The organism is Pseudomonas sp. KK4, assembly GCF_001984065.1.
Taxonomy (GTDB): Bacteria; Pseudomonadota; Gammaproteobacteria; order Pseudomonadales; family Pseudomonadaceae; genus Aquipseudomonas.
The window spans coordinates 1-20,048 of record NZ_LYVP01000097.1 but is presented as its reverse complement, the minus strand read 5'-3'; the positions used below and the strand labels follow the sequence as shown (position 1 = coordinate 20,048).

Genomic DNA, 20,048 nt, shown 5'->3' with positions numbered 1-20,048 from the left:
ATCCCCCAGATCAGGTCGGCTCGAAGGCCGCCTCGCTTCGCTTTTGATCTTGAGGTGCCCCGTCGGCAGGACCGGAGCGAGGGAATGGCGAGCCTAGGCGAGCCACCGGACGTCAGGGGATAAAGCCTTTGGTTACTTTGGGCACCAAAGTGACCCGCCGTCAGGGCGGAACCCTAAGTGGCCGTTACCGCAGCAATGGATATGTACACCCGACACAAAGCCATCGCTTGCAGGCAAGCTCCCACAGGTTTTGCGGCGTACGCAAATCCAACGGACAACCCCAACCCCTGTAGGAGCGAGCTTGCTCGCGATGGTCGTCCAGGCAACGCGGGAAGTCAGATAGCCATCGTCACCGTTAACGTCCATCGCGAGCGAGCTCGCTCCTGCAGAAAAGCACGCATCCCCCAGATCAGGCCGCCTCGCTTGCAAAAAACATCAAGCCCCCGCCGCAGCCAACGCCATGGGCACTTCCCGACGCTCCACCCGTGGCAGGACATCCGCCACCGGCGTCCAGGCCGGAACACCAGGCATCTCCCTGCGCAAGCTGTGGATCAACGTGTACGACATGACCATCAGCAACATCGCAATCGGCAACCCCGCCGCGATACTCGCCATCTGGATCGCCTTGAGCCCTCCAGCCAGCAAAAGCCCGGCCGCGATGGCGCCTTCAAGTACACACCACAGCAACCTGATCCAGTTCGGCGGGTTGGTGCTGCCCACCGCGCACAAGGTGCACAACACCTGGGTCCCGGCATCCGCCGTGGTCACGAAATGCACCCCGAGCAGAACACACACCAGGATCGACAGCGCTGCACCAACGCCTGGCCCGTCGAGGGTCTGCAACAGGGTGAACATCGCCGCCGTGGTTTCTTTCTTGGTTGCCAGCAATACGCTGCCGCCCTCGAACTTCGGCTGATCTGCGGTCACCACTTGCCCCGCCACCGACGCCTGATACGCCTGGCGATCCTGCTGCTCATGCTTGAGCGCCGCCCCCCCAAACACCGACATCCACAAAATGGTGACCAGGGTCGGCACCACCAGCGCACCGATCACCAGTTCACGGATGGTCCGGCCCTTGGAGATGCGCGCAATGAACAGCCCCACGAACGGCCCCCAGGTCATCCACCACGGCCAGTAGAACGCCGTCCACCAGTTTTGCCATTCGGTATCTTTCTGAGTGTCCATCCAGAAATTCAGGCCAACGATGTTTTGCACATAGTCGCCGGTGGATTCAAACATCAGATTAAGAATGTAACGGGTCGGCCCAATCGCAAGTACCGCCAACATCAAGGCAAACGATAAATACATATTAAGCGTGGATATACGCTTCATGCCTTTGGACAAACCGGCCAACAGCGAAATACAGGCAACCACACTCACAAACAGAATGATCGACAACTGCAAACCGACACTCACCGGCACGCCAAATACGTTATGCAACCCGGTATTGATTTGCACCACGCCCAATCCCAAGGACTGGGAAACGCCGAACGCCGTAATGACCACGCCCATGATGTCGACCACATGCCCGATCCATCCGTAGATGCGGTCGCCAATCAACGGGTACAGCAACGAACGCAGCGCCAGCGGCAAACCCTTGCGATAAGCGAAGTACGCGAGGCTCAGGCCGATCATGGAGAAAATCGCCCAAGGGTGCAGGCCCCAGTGGAACAGGGTGATGCGCATGGCGAGGGTGGCGGATTCATCCGTCAAACCCTTGGAAAACGGGTTGTCGGCGTAGTGCAGCATGGGTTCGGCCACCGACCAGAAAATCAGGCCGATGCCCATGCCGGCGCTGAACAGCATGGCGATCCAGGAGGCGAAACTGAACTCGGGGCGATCATGTTCGGCACCCAACTTGAGATTGCCGAAGCGGCTGATGGAGATATACAGCAGCAGGCCCAGTACGCCACTGATCAGGGCCAGGTAATACCATTTGAAGTTATGCAGAATAAACGCCGACGCCATTTCAAAGGCTTTGGCTGCCTGCTCGTCTTTAAATGCACAAAATAGAACGAAAGAGATCACCGCTAATATCGAAGCGACTGTCACATTCGGATTCAAGCCTTTCAACATGCCGGATTGCGCACGCATTGTTGTTGTCCCCTTTTGTTTTTGTTTAAGGGTTTAGATAATTGTTCCGCAGCTGACCGCTCGCCTGATATCGAATGACGTCAGGACAGGGCTCACCCGCAGATTAATTTCGGTCTATCTCGGTTTTGGCAGCATCGCCAAGATGATTGAAACCTGACCACCGTTCAAACCATTTTTAGTCACCGACTCATGAGAAAAACGCATTAATAAAGGCCGGTCAAAACGTCTGATCTCGCGGCGCCTCCACCGACACCAGATTGGAACTGGCAATCCCGTTCGGCGTCACCGGATGGTGCAGCGGCGCATCCTTTTGCAGGTGCTTGCCGGTGACTTTCGCCTGGCCCACGCTCAGCGCGAGCAACAGCGCACTGCCGGCATAGAAGAAGTAAAAACTCGACGCCCCCAGGTATTCCATCAGCGACCCGGCGATCAGCGGCCCGACACAGGCGCCGACCCCGAAGGTGATCAGCAGCATGCCCGAGAGCGATACGCGCTGCGCCGGCTCCATGTTGTCGTTGGCCAGCGCGACGCCCAGCGGATACAGGCAGAACTGCAGGAAGCCGATGCCTGCGCCAAACCACAGCAAAACCGCAAACGACGGGGTCTGGTTGAACGCCAGCGGCAGGCTGACGACGATCAACAACACCGCCACCGCACGAATCAGACTGGCACGGGGCAAGCGATCCGAGAGCCAACCCAGGGGCAACTGAGCCAGCAGCCCGGCGCCGATGGTCAGGGCCATGAACAGCCCGACCTGCGCCGTGGCCAGCCCCTGCTTGCTGGCATAGATCGCCGCCAGGCCGTAGAAGCTTCCGTTGATCATCCCCGACACCAGAATGGTCACCAGCGACTGCGGAATCCGCCGCAGGAACAGGCGCAGATCGATGGACGCCACCGGCACCGCCGTCGGGTGCGCACTGCGGGTCAGCGCCACGGGCACCGAACACAGGGCGAACACCATGGCCACACCGAGCAACGCACGAATGCCCAGCCCCTCATCAAGGCTCAGGGCCAGTTGACCAAGCATCATGCCCACGTAGCTGGCCACCATGTACAGCGCCAACACCCGACCACGTTGTTCGGTCCGGGCCTGATCATTGAGCCAGCTTTCCAGCACCATCAACTGACACATCATCGCCAGCCCCACCAATGCCCGCAGCACCAGCCAGAACGGCAGCGCCGTGCTGAACTCATGGGCCAGCACCGCCGCCGCAATGGTGCCGGCGCAGGCCGCGTAGGTACGGATATGCCCAACCTGCGCGATCAAACTGCGCCCGACCCAACCGCCCAGCACCATGCCCAGGGCATTGGCGGCCATCAGCGCGCCGCCTGCGGTTTCCGTTGCGCCCAAGGCATTGAGGCGCAGCGCCAGATAGGTCATCAGCAAGGTTGACCCCAATTGCATCAACAGGCTGGCCAGGTAGAGCGCGCCGAACGTCTTCGTCAGTCCAAACACGATGCGATTCCCGAAAAATGAGGATGCGAAACCCGTAGGCTCAAGCCAACCCGTGAAGCGCTTTCCAGTTGCCCGGATGCACGACGTAACCGAACAAGGCATGCCCGCCGTACACCAGTGCCGTCCCTTCAGGAATCCACAGCAACTGACCGGGCCGGACCTCGAACAACTCATCGCCGACCCGCAACTCGAAGCAGCCTTCGATGACGAAAATCACCTCGTCATACAGCACCGTCCAGGCCACCTGCGCGCCCTCCCAGCGCGCAAAACCCACGCCGATGTTCGGCGAGATCTCATTGCTCAGGGCCCGGGCCACGTAGGCGGCGCCGGGTGGGCCGCCGCGGAAGGTGAAATCCAGGTCCTGATGGTCGATAAGCAGCACGCTGTTGCGGGGCGAACTCATAACTCGCTCCGGCTGTTCCACGCCGCCAGGTGAATGCGCGAGCGCACCCCCATGCCCAGGAACGGTTCTGGCGGGTTCAGCGACGGCATGCCGGTCACCGCGCGAATGTCGTTCAACTGCGCCGACTCGGCGCCCACCGCCAGGTCCGCCAGCAAGGTCCCGGAGATGGTGCCCCAGGCCGCGCCGACACCGTTGTCACAGGCGGATGCATGCACCCCCGGCTCCAGCTCGCCGAAGAAGTTGGTGAAGTTGCGCGAGATCGCGTAGACCCCGCCCCAGGTGTGGCTGAACGGCACGTCGGCCAACTGCGGGAAGCGCGCCTTGAACGCCTTGCGATGGGACGCCTGAACCTTGGCGCGCATGCCGTCGCTAGTGCTGCGCCCGTACTTGGGCACGTGCTTGTAGGTGTTGCGGATGATCAACCGACGGTCCTGGGTCATGCGCACCGTGGTGCCGGCGTGGTCCGCCGGGGTCAGGCCCCAGTCCAGTTGACCGCCGTAGGTGGCCAGTTCCGCATCAGTCAGCGGACGGGTCCAACTGGCGAAGGTCATCACCGGCAGCAAGCGATTGCGCAGGTAGCCGAACTCCTGGGTGAAGATGCTGGTGCCCAACAACAGTTGCGGGGTGCGGATCACACCGTTGGTGCCATGCAGGATCCAGCCGCCGCGACCGTCACGCTCCAGGCGCTGGATCGGCGATTCCTCCAGCAGTTCGACGTTGCCCGGCAGGCTCCGGGCAAGGCCCGTGACCAGGGCCGCAGGCTGCATCAGGTAGCAGCCCGGGGTGAAGATCGCGCCGCTGTAATGCCGGGTGCCCAGTACCCCGGCCAACTCGGTGGTGCCAACCCGACGGAAGGGTTCGCCCAGGTCGGTCATCAGCTTTTCGAAATGATCCAGATAGGCCATGCCCCGTGGGCCGACGGCGCCCTGGTATTTGCCGGCATGGGACCACTGGCAATCGATGCCGTGGGTTTGAACCAGGCCCTGCAATTGCGAAATCGCCGAGCGGTTGAGCGACAGCAGGCGTTGCTTGTGCGCCGGGTCCGGATGCTCAAGCGCAAACTTGTGCGGCAAATCGATGACGAACCCCGAGTTACGCCCCGAAGCGCCATGGGCGACCCGTTGCGCATCCACCAACAGGATGCGCGCTTCGGGGTGATGCTGGGCCAGACGCCGGGCAGCGGCCAGGCCGGCAAAGCCCGCGCCCACTACCGCAAAATCGGCACGCTGTTCGCCGGACAGGCGCGTGCACGCCGGTTGCTCCGGCAAGGCCGCGTACCAGCCGCAACTGGCATCGTCGTAAGGCAAATTGATCGAGTTTTTCATGATGACGGCCTCAGGCAACTGCCTGCTGAGTGTTCTGACAGGACTGCAGCAATGCGCTGCGTTGCGTTTGCGCCTGGCGCCCCAACAGCACAAAGCCGTTGAGCTTGCCGTCGGCGTCATAAAACCCGGCGCTCATACCGTCTTGCGTCGGCGTGCAGCGCCATTGGCCCTCACCCGCCGGCACCAGCAGGCACAGCGGCGCCGCTGGCGTTTTCACCGTCACCGGCATCAGCGGGTAGTCGACCGCAGTGGGCTGACCCAGCAAGGTCTTGCTCAGCGCCTGGATGCCCTGGTTGATCGGCGCCAGATACGGCAGCAACTGGCCGTCGATCTCGATGCAATCGCCCAACGCATAGATGCCCGGCACTGAAGTTTGCAACTGGGCATTCACTTGGATGCCACGCCCCACGGCCAGCCCCGCACTCTGGGCCAGACTCAGATCAGGCCGCAGCCCGACCGCCGACAACACCAGGTCCGCCACGAGGGTCTGGCCATCGGCGAGTGTCAGCGCATAGCCCTGCCCGCTCGGCTCTATGGCCTCGACCGTGTTCTGCAGATGCCACTTGACCCCCAGATCACTCAGCGCGTCTTGCAGCACCTGCCCCGCTTCAACCGGCAACAGGCGTTCCATCGGCCAGCGGCCGAGGCCGATGACGTCCACGCTGAAACCGTTGTGGGCCAGGTCATTGGCGAACTCGCAACCAATCAGGCCATCACCGAAGATCGCTACCCGCTGCACACCGCTCAGGCGTTCGCGGAAGCCGTGGTAATCCTGCAGGTTGTTGACGCTGATCAAAGCGCTGGTCTCACCCCGAATCGGCAAACGAATCGGTTGCGCGCCGCTGGCGAGTACCAGTTGGCCGTATTCCATTTCACCGAAACTGGTGGTCAGCCGTCGCGCCGCAGGGTCGATGCCCAGCACCTTGCAGTGCGGATAAACGCGGATGTTCAGGCGCTTCTCGATCGCCAGCGGCGCTTCACCGGACAACGCCTCGGCGCTTTTGCCCTGGGACAACCCGATCGACAGCGCGGGCTTGGAATACAGGTGCCCCGACTCTTGAGTCAGCACCCGGATCTCGACCTTTGGGTCCGCTTTGCGCAACGCCTGGGCCAGGCCATAACCGGCATAACCACTGCCGATGATGACGATCGGCTGGCGCGGCGCCACGGGGGCAACTGGCGCCGCCACGGAAAGAGGCGGCGTGCTGACCGCCGTCACCGCTTCGGTGTAGGCACTGATGTCGAGCATCTCGAAATCCGCCTTGCCCACGTGACATTCCGGGCACACCCAATCCTCGGGCACATCTTCCCAGCGCGTGCCGGCGAGAATGCCATCCTCGGGCCAGCCCAGCGCTTCGTCGTAAATCAGGCCGCAGACGATGCAAAGCCAAGTCTTGAACATGCTGTTCACTCCCCAGCGATCCGGATCGCCACGTTTTTGGTGCGCACGTAGCTGTACAAGGCTTCCTGGCCCTTTTCACGACCGAAGCCCGACAACCCGACCCCGCCGAACGGCGTCTCGATGCCGCCGGCGTACCATTCGTTGACGAACACCTGGCCGGATCTGAGGCGACGGGTGCAGCGCATGGCACGGCTGATGTCCTGGGTGAATACGCCCGCCACCAAGCCGAATTCGGTGCCGTTGGCGATGGCGATGGCTTCTTCTTCGCTGTCGAACGGCATGATCGCCAGCACCGGCCCGAACACTTCTTCCTGGGCGATGCACATCTGTGGCGTGACATCGCGGAACACCGTCGGGCGCATGAAATGCCCGACGCGATCGGAGAAGGCTTCGCCCCCGGTGACGGCCACGGCGCCCTCTTCGATGGCGCGGCGGCACAAGGCTTCGATGCCCGCCAGTTGCCCGGCGCTGACCACCGGCGTCAGGTCAGCGTTTTCCTGGCCGATGCCGACACTGAGCCCTTCGGCCATGCTGACCACGGCCTCGACCACTTGCTCATAAATCTCGCGCTGCACCAGCAACCGCGACATCGCCGAACAGACCTGGCCGGCATTGAAAAAGATGCCCGACTGCACGCTGGCCAGCAGTTGCTCGAGGTTGGCATCGGCAAACGCGATCGCCGCCGACTTGCCGCCCAACTCCATCACGCTCGGAATCGCATGCTGGGCCGCGTCACGCAAGATCGTCTGCCCGGTCGGCACCGAACCGGTGAACACGATCTGATCGACGCTTTTGTGACCGACCAGGTACGAACCGACTTCCCGCCCACGGCCGCAAATCAGGTTGACTGCGCCGTCGGGCAACCCCGCCTTGGCAATGGCGCGAATCAGCACGCACATGCCCAGCGGTGACAGTTCCGGGGACTTGATCACCACCGCGTTACCGGCCGCCAGGGCCGGCGCCAGGGAGCGGGCACAGATGGACACCGGGAAGTTCCACGGCACGATCTGCGCCGAGACGCCCATCGGGTCGTACAGGGTGAAGTCCATGTAGCCGTTGCCCAGCGGGATCGAGGTGCCCTCGATCTTGTCCGCCATGCCGGCGTAGTACTCGAAGTAGCGCGCCGCCTCGATGAACTCGTCCCTGGCATCGACCAGGCGCTTGCCGTTTTCCTGGCACAGCACCCAGGCGCCCTCGTCCGCCACCGCACGAATTTCTTCGGCAATGCGCAGCAGCCAGGTGACACGTTGCGCCGGGCGCACGCGGGTCAGTTCGCCACTGTCGGCGCAGCGACGGGCCGCCTGCAATGCACGTTCGGCGTCGGCCACCGTGGCCTGGGCGATGGTCGCCAGCGGCTCGGCGGTGCCGGGGTTGTTGACCGTCAGGCTCTGGACGTTGTCGACCCATTGGCCATCGATGTAGTTGAGCCAGTGAGAGGCGATCGGATACATGGGACCTCTCCTCAGGCGGACGGCGTGGTGGCGAGCAGCTGACGCGCGGCCCACTGGTGGAAGAAGTGCGTCGGGATGTCCATTTCCGGCGAGAACGCGCCGCCCTTGTAACCTGGGGAATGCCGACCTTTCTGCATGCCTTCGACCGAGCTGATGTCTTCGGCGAACACCACTTTCCAGGACTCCAGGATCGCATCGCGGCACGCGGCGAACTCTTCGCTGCTGGCGGCTTCGTCACCGACGTAGAACAGGCGCAGGTGCTCGATGGTGCGGCCCGGGGATACCGGCTCCAGTTGCATGGCGAACGCGTGGTCGGCCTGGATGCCGAGCAGAACGTTGGGGAAGAACGCCACGTATTCGGCGTTGCGCAGACGGTCCAGCGGCCAGGCCGGGAATTTCGGCAAGTGCGTGCCGGCCACGTCCGACAGGTTGTAGGCGTAGCTGCCTTGGCCGGCGAAGTGCTCGTCGAAAATGATGTTGTAGTGGTCTTCCAGGCGCGAGTAGGAGTTCAGGCTCGGGTGCACCCACGGCAGGTGATAGGCCTCGCAGTAGTTCTCCACCGCCAGTTTCCAGTTGCAATTGATGTCCAGGGTGGTGGCGTCGTGGCCCGGGCGGCGGCTCATCAGGCTCATGCCGTCGTCGCCGAGGAACTGGCTCCAGCGTGCGGTCAAGGGCGCGAGCATCTCTTCGAGGGGCTGGGCGTCGCCGGACAGGTTGATGAACACCATGTCCATCCAGATCGCGCTGCGGATCGCTTTCAAGCCGTGCTTTTCACAGGCGAAGCGCTCGTCCTTGTGCTGATCGATGCCGCCGACATGCGGGGTGCCGCGCAGGCTGCCATTGAGATCGTAGGTCCAGGAGTGGTACGGGCAGCGAATCACGCCCTGCACTTCGCCGGCCTGCTCTACCAGTTTCATGCCGCGGTGGCTGCACACGTTATGGAACACTTGCACCAGGCCTTCGCGGTTGCGCATCAGCAGCAGCGGCAGGCCCATGAAGTCGATCGGTTTGACCGAGCCGGCCTTGCCCAGGTCGCTGGCAAAACCGACGCAGGCCCAGGTCTTGCCCATGACCTGATCGCGCTCGAGTTCGAAATAGCGTTGTTCGGTGTAGAACTCGTTGCTCAGGCCGGTGGCTTCATGGATCGGATTGAGGACGGTTTCGAGGTGATGCACTGGAATTTGTTGAAGGGTGGTCATTATTGTTTTCCCCTGCTGGGCACGGTGTGGAAGGGCCGGCCGGGCTTACTTGGCCAGGTCCGCTGGCGGCAAGTTTGGGAAAACGGGGGGTGTCTCGACAAACGATATTTCGGCAGGGATTAATGACTTTTGATCATGAATCTAAAGGTGCGGCATGCGCACCTGCGGCGGCTGGCGCATCCTGCGTCTGACCTTGTAGGAGCGAGCTTGCTCGCGATGGTCTCCAGAGCGCCACGTACGTCCAAATTTCCCGCGTCATCGTTGACCACCATCGCGAGCGAGCTCGCTCCTACAGGTCTTGCGGCGTGGTCGGAAGCTGATTCATCAGCCAACTGCGAAAGCGCTTCACGCTTTGCCGCATGCCGCCACGGGCCAGGGGTTCGAGCAGGCAAAACTGCGCATCGGTGCGCAACACGGCGTCCAGTGGCCGCACCAGCGCACCGCTTTTGAGGTAGTCATCGACCAGGTTGGACCAGGCCAGCGCCACGCCCTGGCCGTTGATCGCCGACTGGATCACCATCGAGTAGCTATTGATGTTGATCCGGCGCTTGGGCTCGACGTTTTTCAGCCCCTGGCTGTGGAACCAGTCGGACCAGCCGATCCAGTCGCGTTGCGAGTCGTCGAGCACCAGCCAGGTGCAGGCTGCAAGGTCTTTGGGCTCGGTCAAGGCCGGGTATTTGGCCAGGTACGCCGGGCTGCACACCGGGTAGACCTCCTCGGAAAACAGCGGCGTGACCTGCATGTCCCGGGGCGGTGTGCTGCAGTAGTACAACGCCAGGTCGCAGTCCAGCCGCGAGAAATCCTTGACCTGATCATGGGCGATGATCCGCAGGTCGATCTCTTCGTTTTCACGCTGGAATTCGGAGACCTTGGGCAACAACCACAGCGATGCCATGGCAGTGCTGGTGGCTACCGTCACTTGCTCGGCGCCTCGCCAATGGCGGATTTCACCGGTGGCTTGGGCCACCTGCAACAGAGCGGTGCGAACCGTTTCGTAATACTGGTTGGCGGCGGGACTCAACTGAATGGTGCGGGTGGTGCGTTCGAACAGCACCTTGCCCAGGTAGTCCTCAAGCAGGCGCACTTGTCGACTGATGGCGCCCTGGGTGACGTTCAACTCCTGCGCGGCGAGGGTAAAACTCAAATGACGTGCGGCCGCTTCGAACGCGACCAGACTGTTGAGCGGCGGTAGAGGGTGGATTTTCATCAGGCAGGGTCACGTCGTTATTTTGGTTTTATCGCGCGAGTTTAGCCCTTGGCGTTGGAGGTGGATACACGCGCCCTTTGTCGGCGCTGCGACGTGAAACGAGGCAGCGCCGACAGGTACGTGGTTCGCCGATAAATCGTACCAACGGCTAGAAACGAAGCTTCAACCGGGAATGCGCTGACTATGGTTCTCCTTCCAGCGCAGGCACTTTCCTGAAGGTTGCAGAACCAGCGTGAGCTGATTGAACAGATGAATATCGGCGTAACGTTCGAAGAATCGGTTAAGCATCTCGCCGAACAGGCCGATATCGCCTTCGCCGCAAAAGCCGTTGGTGTCCAGGGTGACCTCGATGTCCACACCGCGCAGCAAAAAGCCTTTTTCGAAGCGCTGAAGCAGGTGGTGGTTGACCTCGACAATCGCGGCGAGCCGGCGTTGGTTCTCTTCACTGCCGGTCCAGTCGTAAAGCGCCAGGGTACCGCGCAGGACCTCGGCGTTGTCGAGCATGGGCAGGAAGTTGGAGCCCAGGTGGCTGAGCACACGCCAGTGGAAGCGGTCCCGGTCGGGCGGGTAGCAGGGCAAGGTGGGGGCACACAGATTGCGCACGCGCAAACCGGTCTTGGACGGCTGCGCCAGGGTGTCGAGCAATGTGTCTTGCAGGGTCTTGCGCGGGAGCTGACCATTGGTGGCGGTCATGCGCAGTGACAGGCACGGATTCTCGGCCTGCACATCCGCATCGCCAGTTGTTTGAGTGTCAGCGCAAGGTGCAAGGCATTGGGAACAGCTGTTCCACACTGGGATCCAGCGCGCCGGGCTTATCCAGGTTCAGTTGTGCCGCAATCTTGGGAAATTCTTCGGCAAACGCCTTGCCGGCCTCACGCAGATAGCGCATCTCGGCATCGAAATACTGCAATGTCAGATTGTCCTTCGTCAATTGGTTGAGTGAGTTGTTCGAAATAAGTGATCCCCGGTAGAAGCGAGCATGCCCGCTCCTACCGGGGGGCGGTGGGTGCAAATGGCACCCGCCAGCCATTTACGCTGTGCCGTTTTCAGGTCCTGGCGAGTGCATGAACCCACTGCGGCGCGATGAAGGTGCTCTGCCGCTTGGCGCGTTGAGTCAGCGCCAGCATCGTCAGCCAGCCCAGCACGATCAGCACGGGATATGCCATCAACAGTTCGCTCAGGGAGTATTTCCAGGCCAGTGGACGCCCGACTCCAAGCAAGGCAGCGTACATCCAGGACACTGCCGACAACGCGCCACAAAACAGCGCCAGCATCCTCGCACTGAACCCAAGGTTCAGCAGCGAGCCTGCTTTTTGCAGGGCGGGCAATACCAGGCGATGCAGCACAATGCCGTTGTACGTCAGCAGCAGCACAATGATCACCTTGGCCTGGAGTTTGGGATTCAAGAAGTACTCCATGCCTTTGTCCAGATAATCGATTCCGATGATGGCGGTGCCGGTCACCCACAGACCGATCAATGCCCAGACGACAGAACGCTGAAGGCTCTCCATGTGCGCATGGTCATGTCCACTCAGTGTCTTGCGTTTCAACATGTCCCTGACCATTGCAATATCACTGGTCAGCACCAGACCAATGGCCACGCAGCAGGCGAGCAAATGAACATAAACAACGCCCAGCCGCAAAAACTCCATGAAGTCCTTATGTTCGATCAGGCTCATAATTGTATTTATCGCCACGGTTATTATCTCCACCTTATTCGATAGTACAGACAGGCCAACCACCAGAGTTTTTATTTATATACCCTGAATGACCTTGCTCATAAAAGAAAACCAGACAACAGACCGGTTACCGATATCGGCTTAGTTCGCACCTCTTGTTTTTCAGTAAAAAAAATCCCCATTTGCATCAACTGCACATGAGGTTCTTATTCCACTTCTTTTTGCGATTCCAGCAGCAGGCCATGAGAGGACATGCTGCAGGATCTGAGGGCCCCAGCCGCGAAATGTTCAGTTTCCGAGCATGCCACCGACCAGCGGTAGATGAGCATGGAGCCAATGGCAACAGGATTTTCCTGTCGACTTTCTCGTCGATGCCCATTACAACCGGGCTGGTTTAAGTTACATGACAATCGACATTGCCTATTGGATCCACTAGTTGTGAGCCGAGCTAACCCCTCGCGCAATAGAGAGTAACTTTCATTTGCGCAAACGCTACTGAAACAGTCAGACTATTTTTGAGGAAAATAGAAACCCTAACAGGGGATCATTTCAAGGCAAATGCATAACCTGCCATAACAAAGATTCAAACTTCGTGATCAGGAAATGAGAAGGATAGTTGAAATCGGAAAAAGCCAAGCCCTGGCGACTGGGGTTATTCAAGTCGCCAAGGCTCTTTTCAGTTCAACTCAAACAAGCTTGACCTCGACATTGATGTTGTTGCGCGTGGCTTTGGAGTACGGGCAGTACTTGTGCCCGGTATCGACCAGTTTCTGTGCGGTTTCGCGGTCCAGCCCCGGCAGGCTGACATTGAGACGCGCCTGCAGCAGGTAGCCGCCTTCGTTGGTGCCCAGGTCGACTTCGGTGTCGACGGCCACGTCCTTGGGCAGGGCGACTTTCAATTCTTTGGCGGCAACACCCATCGCGCCGATAAAGCAGGCTGACCAGCCCGCGGCGAACAATTGCTCCGGGTTGGTGCCACCACCGCCCGCGCCAGGGGACGACAGTTTGACATCGAGGACGCCGTCCGAGCTTTTGGACGCGCCGTCCCGCCCGCCCGTGGTGTGGGTCTTGGCGGTGTACAGTACTTTGTCGAGTTGGGTCATGATGATCTCCTGATTGATATGAGGTTCATGCAATGTCAGGTGAATCAGAAAAACGGCCTGCCGAATTCATGCACCGGGCCGTGAGGCGATCTGTTGCCGCGGCCCGGTCACTCAATATAGACGGCGCAGGCGACACCGACGTTCGATCCGACAGGGGGAATGCGTTCATTTGCGAGCCAACTTGTACCTCACACAATCACTGTAAAAACTCTCCCGAACCGCCGCCGGCTTGATCCGGGTCGGGCTGTCATAAGTTTGTTCGGTAATGCCCATGGCCATCATGCGCATCCACGACTTATCGAACTTATAAGAATGAATTTTCTGCCGCGCCGCATATAACGACACCCCGGATAATTTCAACTCCTGTGCTCTTGCCGCCGTTCCCGCGCCCCAACTGCACATATAACGATCATTGGGCATCAATTCCCTGGCCTGGGCCGTCAGGGCAAGCCCGGCAATACCCATCGAGACCAGCGCCATCCCTATTTTGCGCATTAGCTTTGCCCCCTAACCGCCTGAAAATGCGGCAATTCTGGCGGCATACGAACACCTCGGGGGCCAGCAAAATGCCTTATTCGCATTACTCTGATTCAGATCAGTAAACGAGAGTCATTTTCTTGCGACATTTCATTCCTTTGCTATAGCTATCAGTCTCTTCTGCCAACTAATTGAGGCAACGGAATGTCAGTCGCAAAGAAAATGACGGTGGGGCAACTGACAATGTTGACTGCAGTCAACATGTTGGGCTCAGGCATCGTGCTACTTCCTTCGAAACTGGCGGAAGTCGGGGCGATTTCGATTCTTTCCTGGCTGGTCACAGCCACGGGCTCACTGGCACTGGCCTACGCCTTTGCCCGGTGCGGGATGCTCAGTCGAAAGACCGGCGGCATGGGCGGCTACGCCGAGTACACCTTCGGCAAGGCCGGAAACTACATCACCAACTACACCTATGGCCTGTCATTGCTGATCGCCAACGTGGCGATCAGCATCACGGCGGTCGGCTATATCCAGGAATTGTTCCACCTCAAGCTCGACTCACTGCAGGTGGGCCTGGCGACCATCGCGCTGTTGTGGATCACCACCTTCGCCAACTTCGGCGGTGCGCGGATCACTGGCCGGATCGGCGCCATCACTGTGTGGGGCGTGATTGCGCCAGTGGTGCTGGTGTCGACCATCGGCTGGTTCTGGTTCGACAGCAGCGTTTACGCCGCTGGCTGGAACCCCCACGACAAGAGCTGGTTCGAAGCCGCAGGGGCTTCGGTGGCCATTACCCTGTGGGCGTTCCTCGGCCTGGAATCGGCGTGTGCCAACACCGACGCCGTGGAAAACCCCGAGAAGAACGTACCGATCGCGGTGCTCGGCGGCACTTTGGGCGCGGCGGTGATCTACATCGTCTCCACCAACGTCATCGCCGGCATCGTCGACAACCCTGAACTGGCCGCCTCCACCGCGCCCTTCGGCCTGGTATTCGCCAAGATGTTCACCCCCCTGGTGGGCGACATCGTAATGGGCCTGATGGTGCTGGCCTGTGTCGGCTCGTTGCTGGGCTGGCAGTTCACCATCGCCCAGGTCTACAAGAGCTCGGCGGACACCGGGTACTTCCTGTCGATCTTCGCCAAGGCCAACAAGGCCGGCACGCCCATCGTCGGCATGCTGGTGCTGCTGGCGGCACAGACGGCCCTGGGGTTCCTCACCATCAGCCCGAACCTGAGCAAGCAGTTCGACACCCTGGTCAACCTGGCCGTGGTCACCAACCTGGTGCCGTACATCCTGTCCATGGCATCGCTGATGACCATGCAGAAAGTTTCCAACGTAGCGCCGGGCAAGGCACTGGCCACCAACATCATTGCCTGGATTGCCGCGGCCTACAGCTACCTGGCGCTGTACAGCTCCGGCGAGCAGGCGCTGATGCTCGGCGGTGTGGCGACCATCTTCGGCTACACCCTGTTCGGCTTCGTCAACAACCGCCTGATCCGTCTCGAAGCGCTCAACAACAGCGTACCGACGCAGACCGTCAGCGCGCAGCACCTCACTGCCGAGCCGGTACCGGTGAACAACCTGAATAAAGCCACTGTGGAGTTTCAATCATGACGGAATATAGACACTCGCTGGGGATGCTGGCGCTGCTGGTCAGCAGCCCGGCGGACAAGCGCACGGTGTTCGGCCGCGCACTGGATCAGTTGATCCACGACGTCGAGGGCCGTGGTGTCAGCATCCTGGCCTCGGAAAGCCTCAGTGATGCCGGGTCGATCCTGCGTTCCGATCCGGCGGTGCAATGCGTGCTCATCAGTTGGGAGATGGACACCAGCGAAGGCCACGCCGACTGCATCAAGCTGTTGGTCAAACTGCGCGAGCGCAACACCCGGGTACCGGTGTTCCTGATCAGCGACCGCACCACGGCCTCGAGCATTCCATTGCTGGTCATGCAACATGCCGATGACTTCATCTGGCTGCCCGAAGACACCAGCCGCTTCCTCAGCGGGCGAATCCTGGCGGCCATCGAGCGCTATCGCCAGGCGGCACTGCCGCCGATGTTCGGCGCCCTGGTGAAATTTGCCCGCACCTACGAATACTCCTGGCACACACCTGGCCACGCAGGCGGCACCGCGTTCCTCAAGAGCACTGCCGGCCGCGCGTTCTACGAATTCTTCGGCGAAAACCTGCTGCGCTCCGACCTGTCGATTTCCGTCGGCGAACTGGGTTCGCTGCTCGATCACAGCGGCCCCATCGGCCAGGGCGAGCGCTATGCCGCCAAGGTCTTCGGCGCCCACCGCACCTACTACGTGACCAACGGCTCGTCGATGTCCAACCGCGTCATCCTCATGGCCAGCGTCACGCGCAATCAGATCGCCCTGTGCGACCGCAATTGCCACAAGTCCGCTGAACATGCGATGACTCTGTCCGGGGCGATTCCGACCTACCTGGTGCCCACCCGCAACCGCTACGGCATCATCGGTCCGATCCTGCCGCAGACCCTGAGCGCCGAAGGCGTCAAGGCCGCCATCGCCAGCAACCCGCTGGTGAAAAAAGGCATCGACCCGACGCCCGTGCACGCGATCATCACCAACTCCACCTACGACGGCCTGACTTACAACGTCACCCGCGTCGAGGAGCTGCTGGGCGCCAGCGTCGACCGTTTGCATTTCGACGAAGCCTGGTACGGCTATGCGCGTTTCAACCCGCTGTACGCTGGGCGCCATGCCATGCATGGCAACCCGGACGATCACGACAAGTCCGGGCCGACAGTGTTCGCCACGCAGTCGACCCACAAGCTGCTGGCCGCGCTGTCCCAGGCCTCGATGATCCACGTGCGTGACGGCCGTAACCCGATCGAACATGCGCGGTTCAACGAGTCGTACATGATGCACGCCTCGACGTCGCCCAATTACGCGATCATGGCCTCCTGCGACGTCAGCTCGGCGATGATGGAAGCGCCTAGCGGGCAGATCCTCACCACCGAGTCGATCGAAGAAGCGATCAGTTTCCGCCAGGTGCTGTCGCGCATGAACACCGAGATGCTGAGCAAGGACGACTGGTTCTTCAACTGCTGGCAGCCGCCGACCGTTCAGGTGGGCGCGGCGACGGTGCCGTTCCACGAGGTCGACCCGGCCACCCTGAAAACCGATCCGAACTGCTGGGTCCTGCACCCCAATGCGGTGTGGCACGGGTTCGGCGACATCGAAGACGGCTACTGCATGCTCGACCCGATCAAGGTGTCGGTGCTCAGCCCCGGCATGGGCGACGACGGCAACCTGCTCGCCAACGGCATCCCGGCCTGCGTGCTCACCGCGTATCTGGGGCGCCAGGGCATCGTGGTGGAGAAGACCACCGACTTCACCATCCTGTTCCTGTTCTCCATCGGCATCACCAAGGGCAAGTGGGGCACGCTGCTCAACGCCCTGCTCGACTTCAAGCGCGACTATGACGAAAACGCCGACCTGGAGCTGTGCCTGCCCGACCTGCTCAGCGCCAACCAGCAGCGTTATGGCGGCATGGGCTTGAAGGACCTGGCCGACGAAATCTTCGCCGCCATGAAACAACACAAGACCACCGCCAACATGGCCCAAGCGTTCGGCACACTGCCCAAGGCCGAATTCAGCCCGGTGGAGGCTTACGAGAAACTGGTGCGCAACGACATCGAACGGGTGACCCTGGAAGAAGCCGCCGGGCGCCTGGCCGCCACCGGCATCGTGCCCTATCCACCGGGCATCCCGCTGCTGATGCCGGGGGAAAACGCCGGCCCCGCCGACGGCCCGGTGCTGGCCTACCTCAAGGCCCTGGAAGCCTTCGACCGCTCTTTCCCCGGGTTCACCCATGACACCCACGGGATCGAGGTCGAGGATGGGGTTTACCGGATGCTGGTGCTGAAATGAGGCAGGCAAGGCCATAAAAACCTTGTGGGAGCGGGCTTGCTCGCGAATGCGGTGTGTCAGACACGTTCATGTCGATTGACACAGCGCATTCGCGAGCAAGCCCGCTCCCACAATGGCGTCCGCAATCAGCCCGAACCCCCTATGGGCAAACTCGATCACCGCGCTCTATGATTGATCCCCATGACCCCTTCTGCTCCGATCCGCCAACCCTGCCCGCCCGGCGCCTGCGATTGCGGGCGTGATCCGCTGCTGGAAACACCGGGGGCGGACGTACGCATCCTGTTTCTGACCCGTAACGAAGAAAAACGCCTGATCGAGCGCTTGGAAAACCTGCAAAGCCTCAAGGACCTGGAGCACCTGCAACGACGGATGTACGAGCAATTGGGCATTCGCGTTGACATCGCTCCAGGCCTGAACGAAGTGCGCACCATGCGCGGTATCGGCATACACGTCGGCGAACAACCGGGGCTGTGCCGCAAGACCCGCGCCTCGATCCCTGCCGCGATCCGTCGCGCCATGGAAAAAAACCCGGAAATCGCCTACGACCTGCTCAACGCCAACGACCTGTTGCGCGATGCCTGATGATTACTGGCTATTTCTCAATTCAAACCTACGCTATCCGCGGGGGATCCAACTTTAAGCGGTGATGGGGGGCTCATTTCACAGTACTAGCGCTAGTACGAGGAGTTCGACATGTACCGGACACACTTGGCCTCCCTATTCGCAATACCCCTATTGCTGTCTGCAATGCTTCTTCCCGCCACCGCACACGGTGCCGATGCCCCCCCAAACATCGTAGTGATCATGGGTGACGACGTTGGCTGGTCCAATATCGGCGTCTACAACCAGGGCATGATGGCCGGCCGCACCCCCAACCTGGACCAGCTCGCCAACGAGGGCATGCGCTTCACCGACTATTACGCCGAAGCCAGCTGCACCGCCGGGCGCGCCAATTTCATTACCGGCGAACTGCCGATCCGTACCGGCATGACCACCGTCGGTCAGGCCGGCTCCCCCATCGGCATTCCCGCCGAAGCGGTCACCATTGCCACCACACTCAAGTCCATGGGCTATGCCACCGGGCAGTTCGGCAAGAACCACCTGGGTGACCTCAACGAATTCCTGCCCACCGTTCACGGTTTCGACGAGTTCTTCGGCTACCTCTATCACCTGGACGCCATGGAAGACCCGGCGCACCCCAACTATCCGAAAGAGCTATTGGACAGTGTCGGGCCGCGCAACATGGTCCACAGCTGGGCTACCACTACCGACGATGCCACCGTCATGCCGCGCTGGGGCAAGGTGGGCAAACAGAAAATCGAAGACGCCGGCACGCTCTACCCCGAGCGGATGAAAACCGTCGACGAAGAGATTCGCGACAAGGCCTTTGCCTTCGTCGACAAGGCCAAACAGGACAACAAGCCGTTCTTCCTGTGGCTCAACCCGACCCGCATGCATATCGTCACCCACCTGTCGGACAAGTACGAGGCGATGCGCAATGCACAAAACGGCTGGTCGGAGCAGGAAGCCGGCATGGCCCAGCTCGATGACATCGTCGGCGATGTGATGGCCAAGCTGAAAAAAGATGGCATGGACGGCAACACCATCGTGATTTTCACCACCGACAACGGCGCGGAAAACTTCACCTGGCCCGATGGCGGACAGACCCCCTTCGCCATGGGCAAAGGCACGGTCATGGAGGGGGGCTTCCGGGTCCCGGCGATCATTCGCTGGCCAGGCAAGGTACCGGCCAACCAGATTGCCAACGGCATCATGTCGGGCATGGACTGGTTTCCGACGCTGGTCGCCGCGGCCGGCAACCCGAACATCACCCAGGAACTGCTCAAGGGCAAACAACTGGGCGACCGGACCTACAAGGTCCACCTCGATGGCTATGACCAGACACCCATGATCACCGGCAAGGGGCCGTCCAATCGCCATGAAATCTTCTACTTCGGTGAAAGCAGCCTGGGCGCGGTACGGATCGACGATTACAAATATCGCTTCATCGACCAGCCCGGCGGCTGGATGGGCGCCAAACTGGCGGTCGACGTGCCGATCCTGACCAACCTCAGGCTCGATCCGTTCGAGCGCACCGGTTGGCCGGAAAACCAGGCGGCCCAGGGTTCGCAACAGTATTTTGACTGGTTCAAGTTCCAGTTCTGGCGCTTCGTGTTCGTCCAGCAACAGGTGACCAAACTGGCTGAAACCGCGGTCGAGTTCCCGCCGATGCAAAAAGGCGCGAGCTTCAACCTCGATTCGGTCAAGGCAAAGATCGCCGCGGCGCGCGCCGAGATGGCCAAGTAAACCCCCACGGCAAGGGTGGCCGGCCAGGCCACCCGCTTTCGACCAGGAC

Annotated in this window: 16 protein-coding genes and 2 pseudogenes; 4 read left to right on the top strand and 14 right to left on the bottom strand. The window is 60.9% G+C overall.

The features are described 5' to 3' along the window. Window positions 1-435: 435 nt before the first annotated feature. The 14 genes and pseudogenes from B0W55_RS23295 to B0W55_RS23235 form a co-directional block, all read right to left on the bottom strand. The gene (locus B0W55_RS23295) at window positions 436-2,094 is read right to left on the bottom strand and encodes a BCCT family transporter (RefSeq protein WP_077048257.1); all 1,659 of its coding nucleotides are present in this window, start codon (window positions 2,092-2,094) and stop codon (window positions 436-438) included. A gap of 217 nt (window positions 2,095-2,311) precedes the next feature. Continuing rightward, window positions 2,312-3,550, bottom strand: coding sequence for an MFS transporter (locus B0W55_RS23290; RefSeq protein WP_175645549.1), 1,239 nt, complete (start codon window positions 3,548-3,550; stop codon window positions 2,312-2,314). Window positions 3,551-3,590: 40 nt separating this feature from the next. Next, window positions 3,591-3,953, bottom strand: a complete 363-nt coding sequence (locus B0W55_RS23285; protein WP_077048256.1) for an ethanolamine utilization protein EutQ — start codon at window positions 3,951-3,953, stop codon at window positions 3,591-3,593. After that, window positions 3,950-5,278, bottom strand: coding sequence for an FAD-binding oxidoreductase (locus tag B0W55_RS23280; protein ID WP_077048255.1), 1,329 nt, complete (start codon window positions 5,276-5,278; stop codon window positions 3,950-3,952). The genes B0W55_RS23285 and B0W55_RS23280 overlap by 4 nt, the downstream gene beginning before the upstream one ends. Before the next feature lie 10 nt (window positions 5,279-5,288). Then, window positions 5,289-6,527 (bottom strand): FAD-dependent oxidoreductase, encoded by a 1,239-nt coding sequence (locus tag B0W55_RS23275; protein WP_256576382.1) that lies wholly within the window; start codon window positions 6,525-6,527, stop codon window positions 5,289-5,291. After that, a pseudogene (locus B0W55_RS31270) lies at window positions 6,516-6,680 on the bottom strand (rubredoxin); the annotation flags it as partial. The pseudogene B0W55_RS31270 and the gene B0W55_RS23275, both read right to left, overlap by 12 nt. A 5-nt stretch (window positions 6,681-6,685) precedes the next feature. After that, entirely contained in the window at window positions 6,686-8,131 is a 1,446-nt protein-coding gene (locus B0W55_RS23270) for an aldehyde dehydrogenase family protein (RefSeq protein ID WP_077048254.1), read from the bottom strand. Between the two features lie 11 nt (window positions 8,132-8,142). Further along, on the bottom strand, window positions 8,143-9,330 hold the full coding sequence (locus B0W55_RS23265; RefSeq protein ID WP_175645548.1) for an aromatic ring-hydroxylating dioxygenase subunit alpha: 1,188 nt from the start codon (window positions 9,328-9,330) through the stop codon (window positions 8,143-8,145). A gap of 289 nt (window positions 9,331-9,619) precedes the next feature. Beyond that, window positions 9,620-10,537 carry a LysR substrate-binding domain-containing protein gene (locus B0W55_RS23260; RefSeq protein WP_077048253.1) on the bottom strand — a complete coding sequence of 306 codons (918 nt, stop codon included), beginning with the start codon at window positions 10,535-10,537 and terminating at the stop codon, window positions 9,620-9,622. A 162-nt stretch (window positions 10,538-10,699) separates the two neighbouring features. Beyond that, window positions 10,700-11,251 (bottom strand): annotated as a pseudogene (locus tag B0W55_RS23255) (type VI secretion system baseplate subunit TssF); the annotation flags it as partial. 37 nt (window positions 11,252-11,288) lie between these two features. Further along, on the bottom strand, window positions 11,289-11,447 hold the full coding sequence (locus B0W55_RS30865) for a type VI secretion system baseplate subunit TssF (RefSeq protein WP_175645547.1): 159 nt from the start codon (window positions 11,445-11,447) through the stop codon (window positions 11,289-11,291). Window positions 11,448-11,583: 136 nt separating this feature from the next. Beyond that, window positions 11,584-12,234, bottom strand: coding sequence for a hypothetical protein (locus tag B0W55_RS23245; protein ID WP_077048252.1), 651 nt, complete (start codon window positions 12,232-12,234; stop codon window positions 11,584-11,586). A 668-nt stretch (window positions 12,235-12,902) separates the two neighbouring features. Next, entirely contained in the window at window positions 12,903-13,319 is a 417-nt protein-coding gene (locus B0W55_RS23240) for an organic hydroperoxide resistance protein (protein ID WP_077048251.1), read from the bottom strand. Window positions 13,320-13,484: 165 nt separating this feature from the next. After that, window positions 13,485-13,814, bottom strand: a complete 330-nt coding sequence (locus tag B0W55_RS23235; protein ID WP_077048250.1) for a hypothetical protein — start codon at window positions 13,812-13,814, stop codon at window positions 13,485-13,487. Between the two features lie 186 nt (window positions 13,815-14,000). On the opposite strand from B0W55_RS23235, the gene potE reads away from it, so the two are divergent. From potE to B0W55_RS23215, 4 genes are all read left to right on the top strand, one after another. After that, the gene (gene potE / locus B0W55_RS23230; protein ID WP_077048249.1) at window positions 14,001-15,410 is read left to right on the top strand and encodes a putrescine-ornithine antiporter; all 1,410 of its coding nucleotides are present in this window, start codon (window positions 14,001-14,003) and stop codon (window positions 15,408-15,410) included. Further along, window positions 15,407-17,692 (top strand): Orn/Lys/Arg decarboxylase N-terminal domain-containing protein, encoded by a 2,286-nt coding sequence (locus B0W55_RS23225; RefSeq protein WP_077048248.1) that lies wholly within the window; start codon window positions 15,407-15,409, stop codon window positions 17,690-17,692. Before potE ends, B0W55_RS23225 begins: the two co-directional genes overlap by 4 nt. A gap of 180 nt (window positions 17,693-17,872) precedes the next feature. After that, a complete protein-coding gene (locus tag B0W55_RS23220; protein ID WP_077048247.1) occupies window positions 17,873-18,274 on the top strand; it encodes a hypothetical protein in 402 nt (133 codons plus the stop codon). Window positions 18,275-18,385: 111 nt separating this feature from the next. Next, window positions 18,386-19,999 (top strand): arylsulfatase, encoded by a 1,614-nt coding sequence (locus B0W55_RS23215; RefSeq protein WP_077048246.1) that lies wholly within the window; start codon window positions 18,386-18,388, stop codon window positions 19,997-19,999. The last annotated feature ends 49 nt before the right edge of the window (window positions 20,000-20,048 follow it).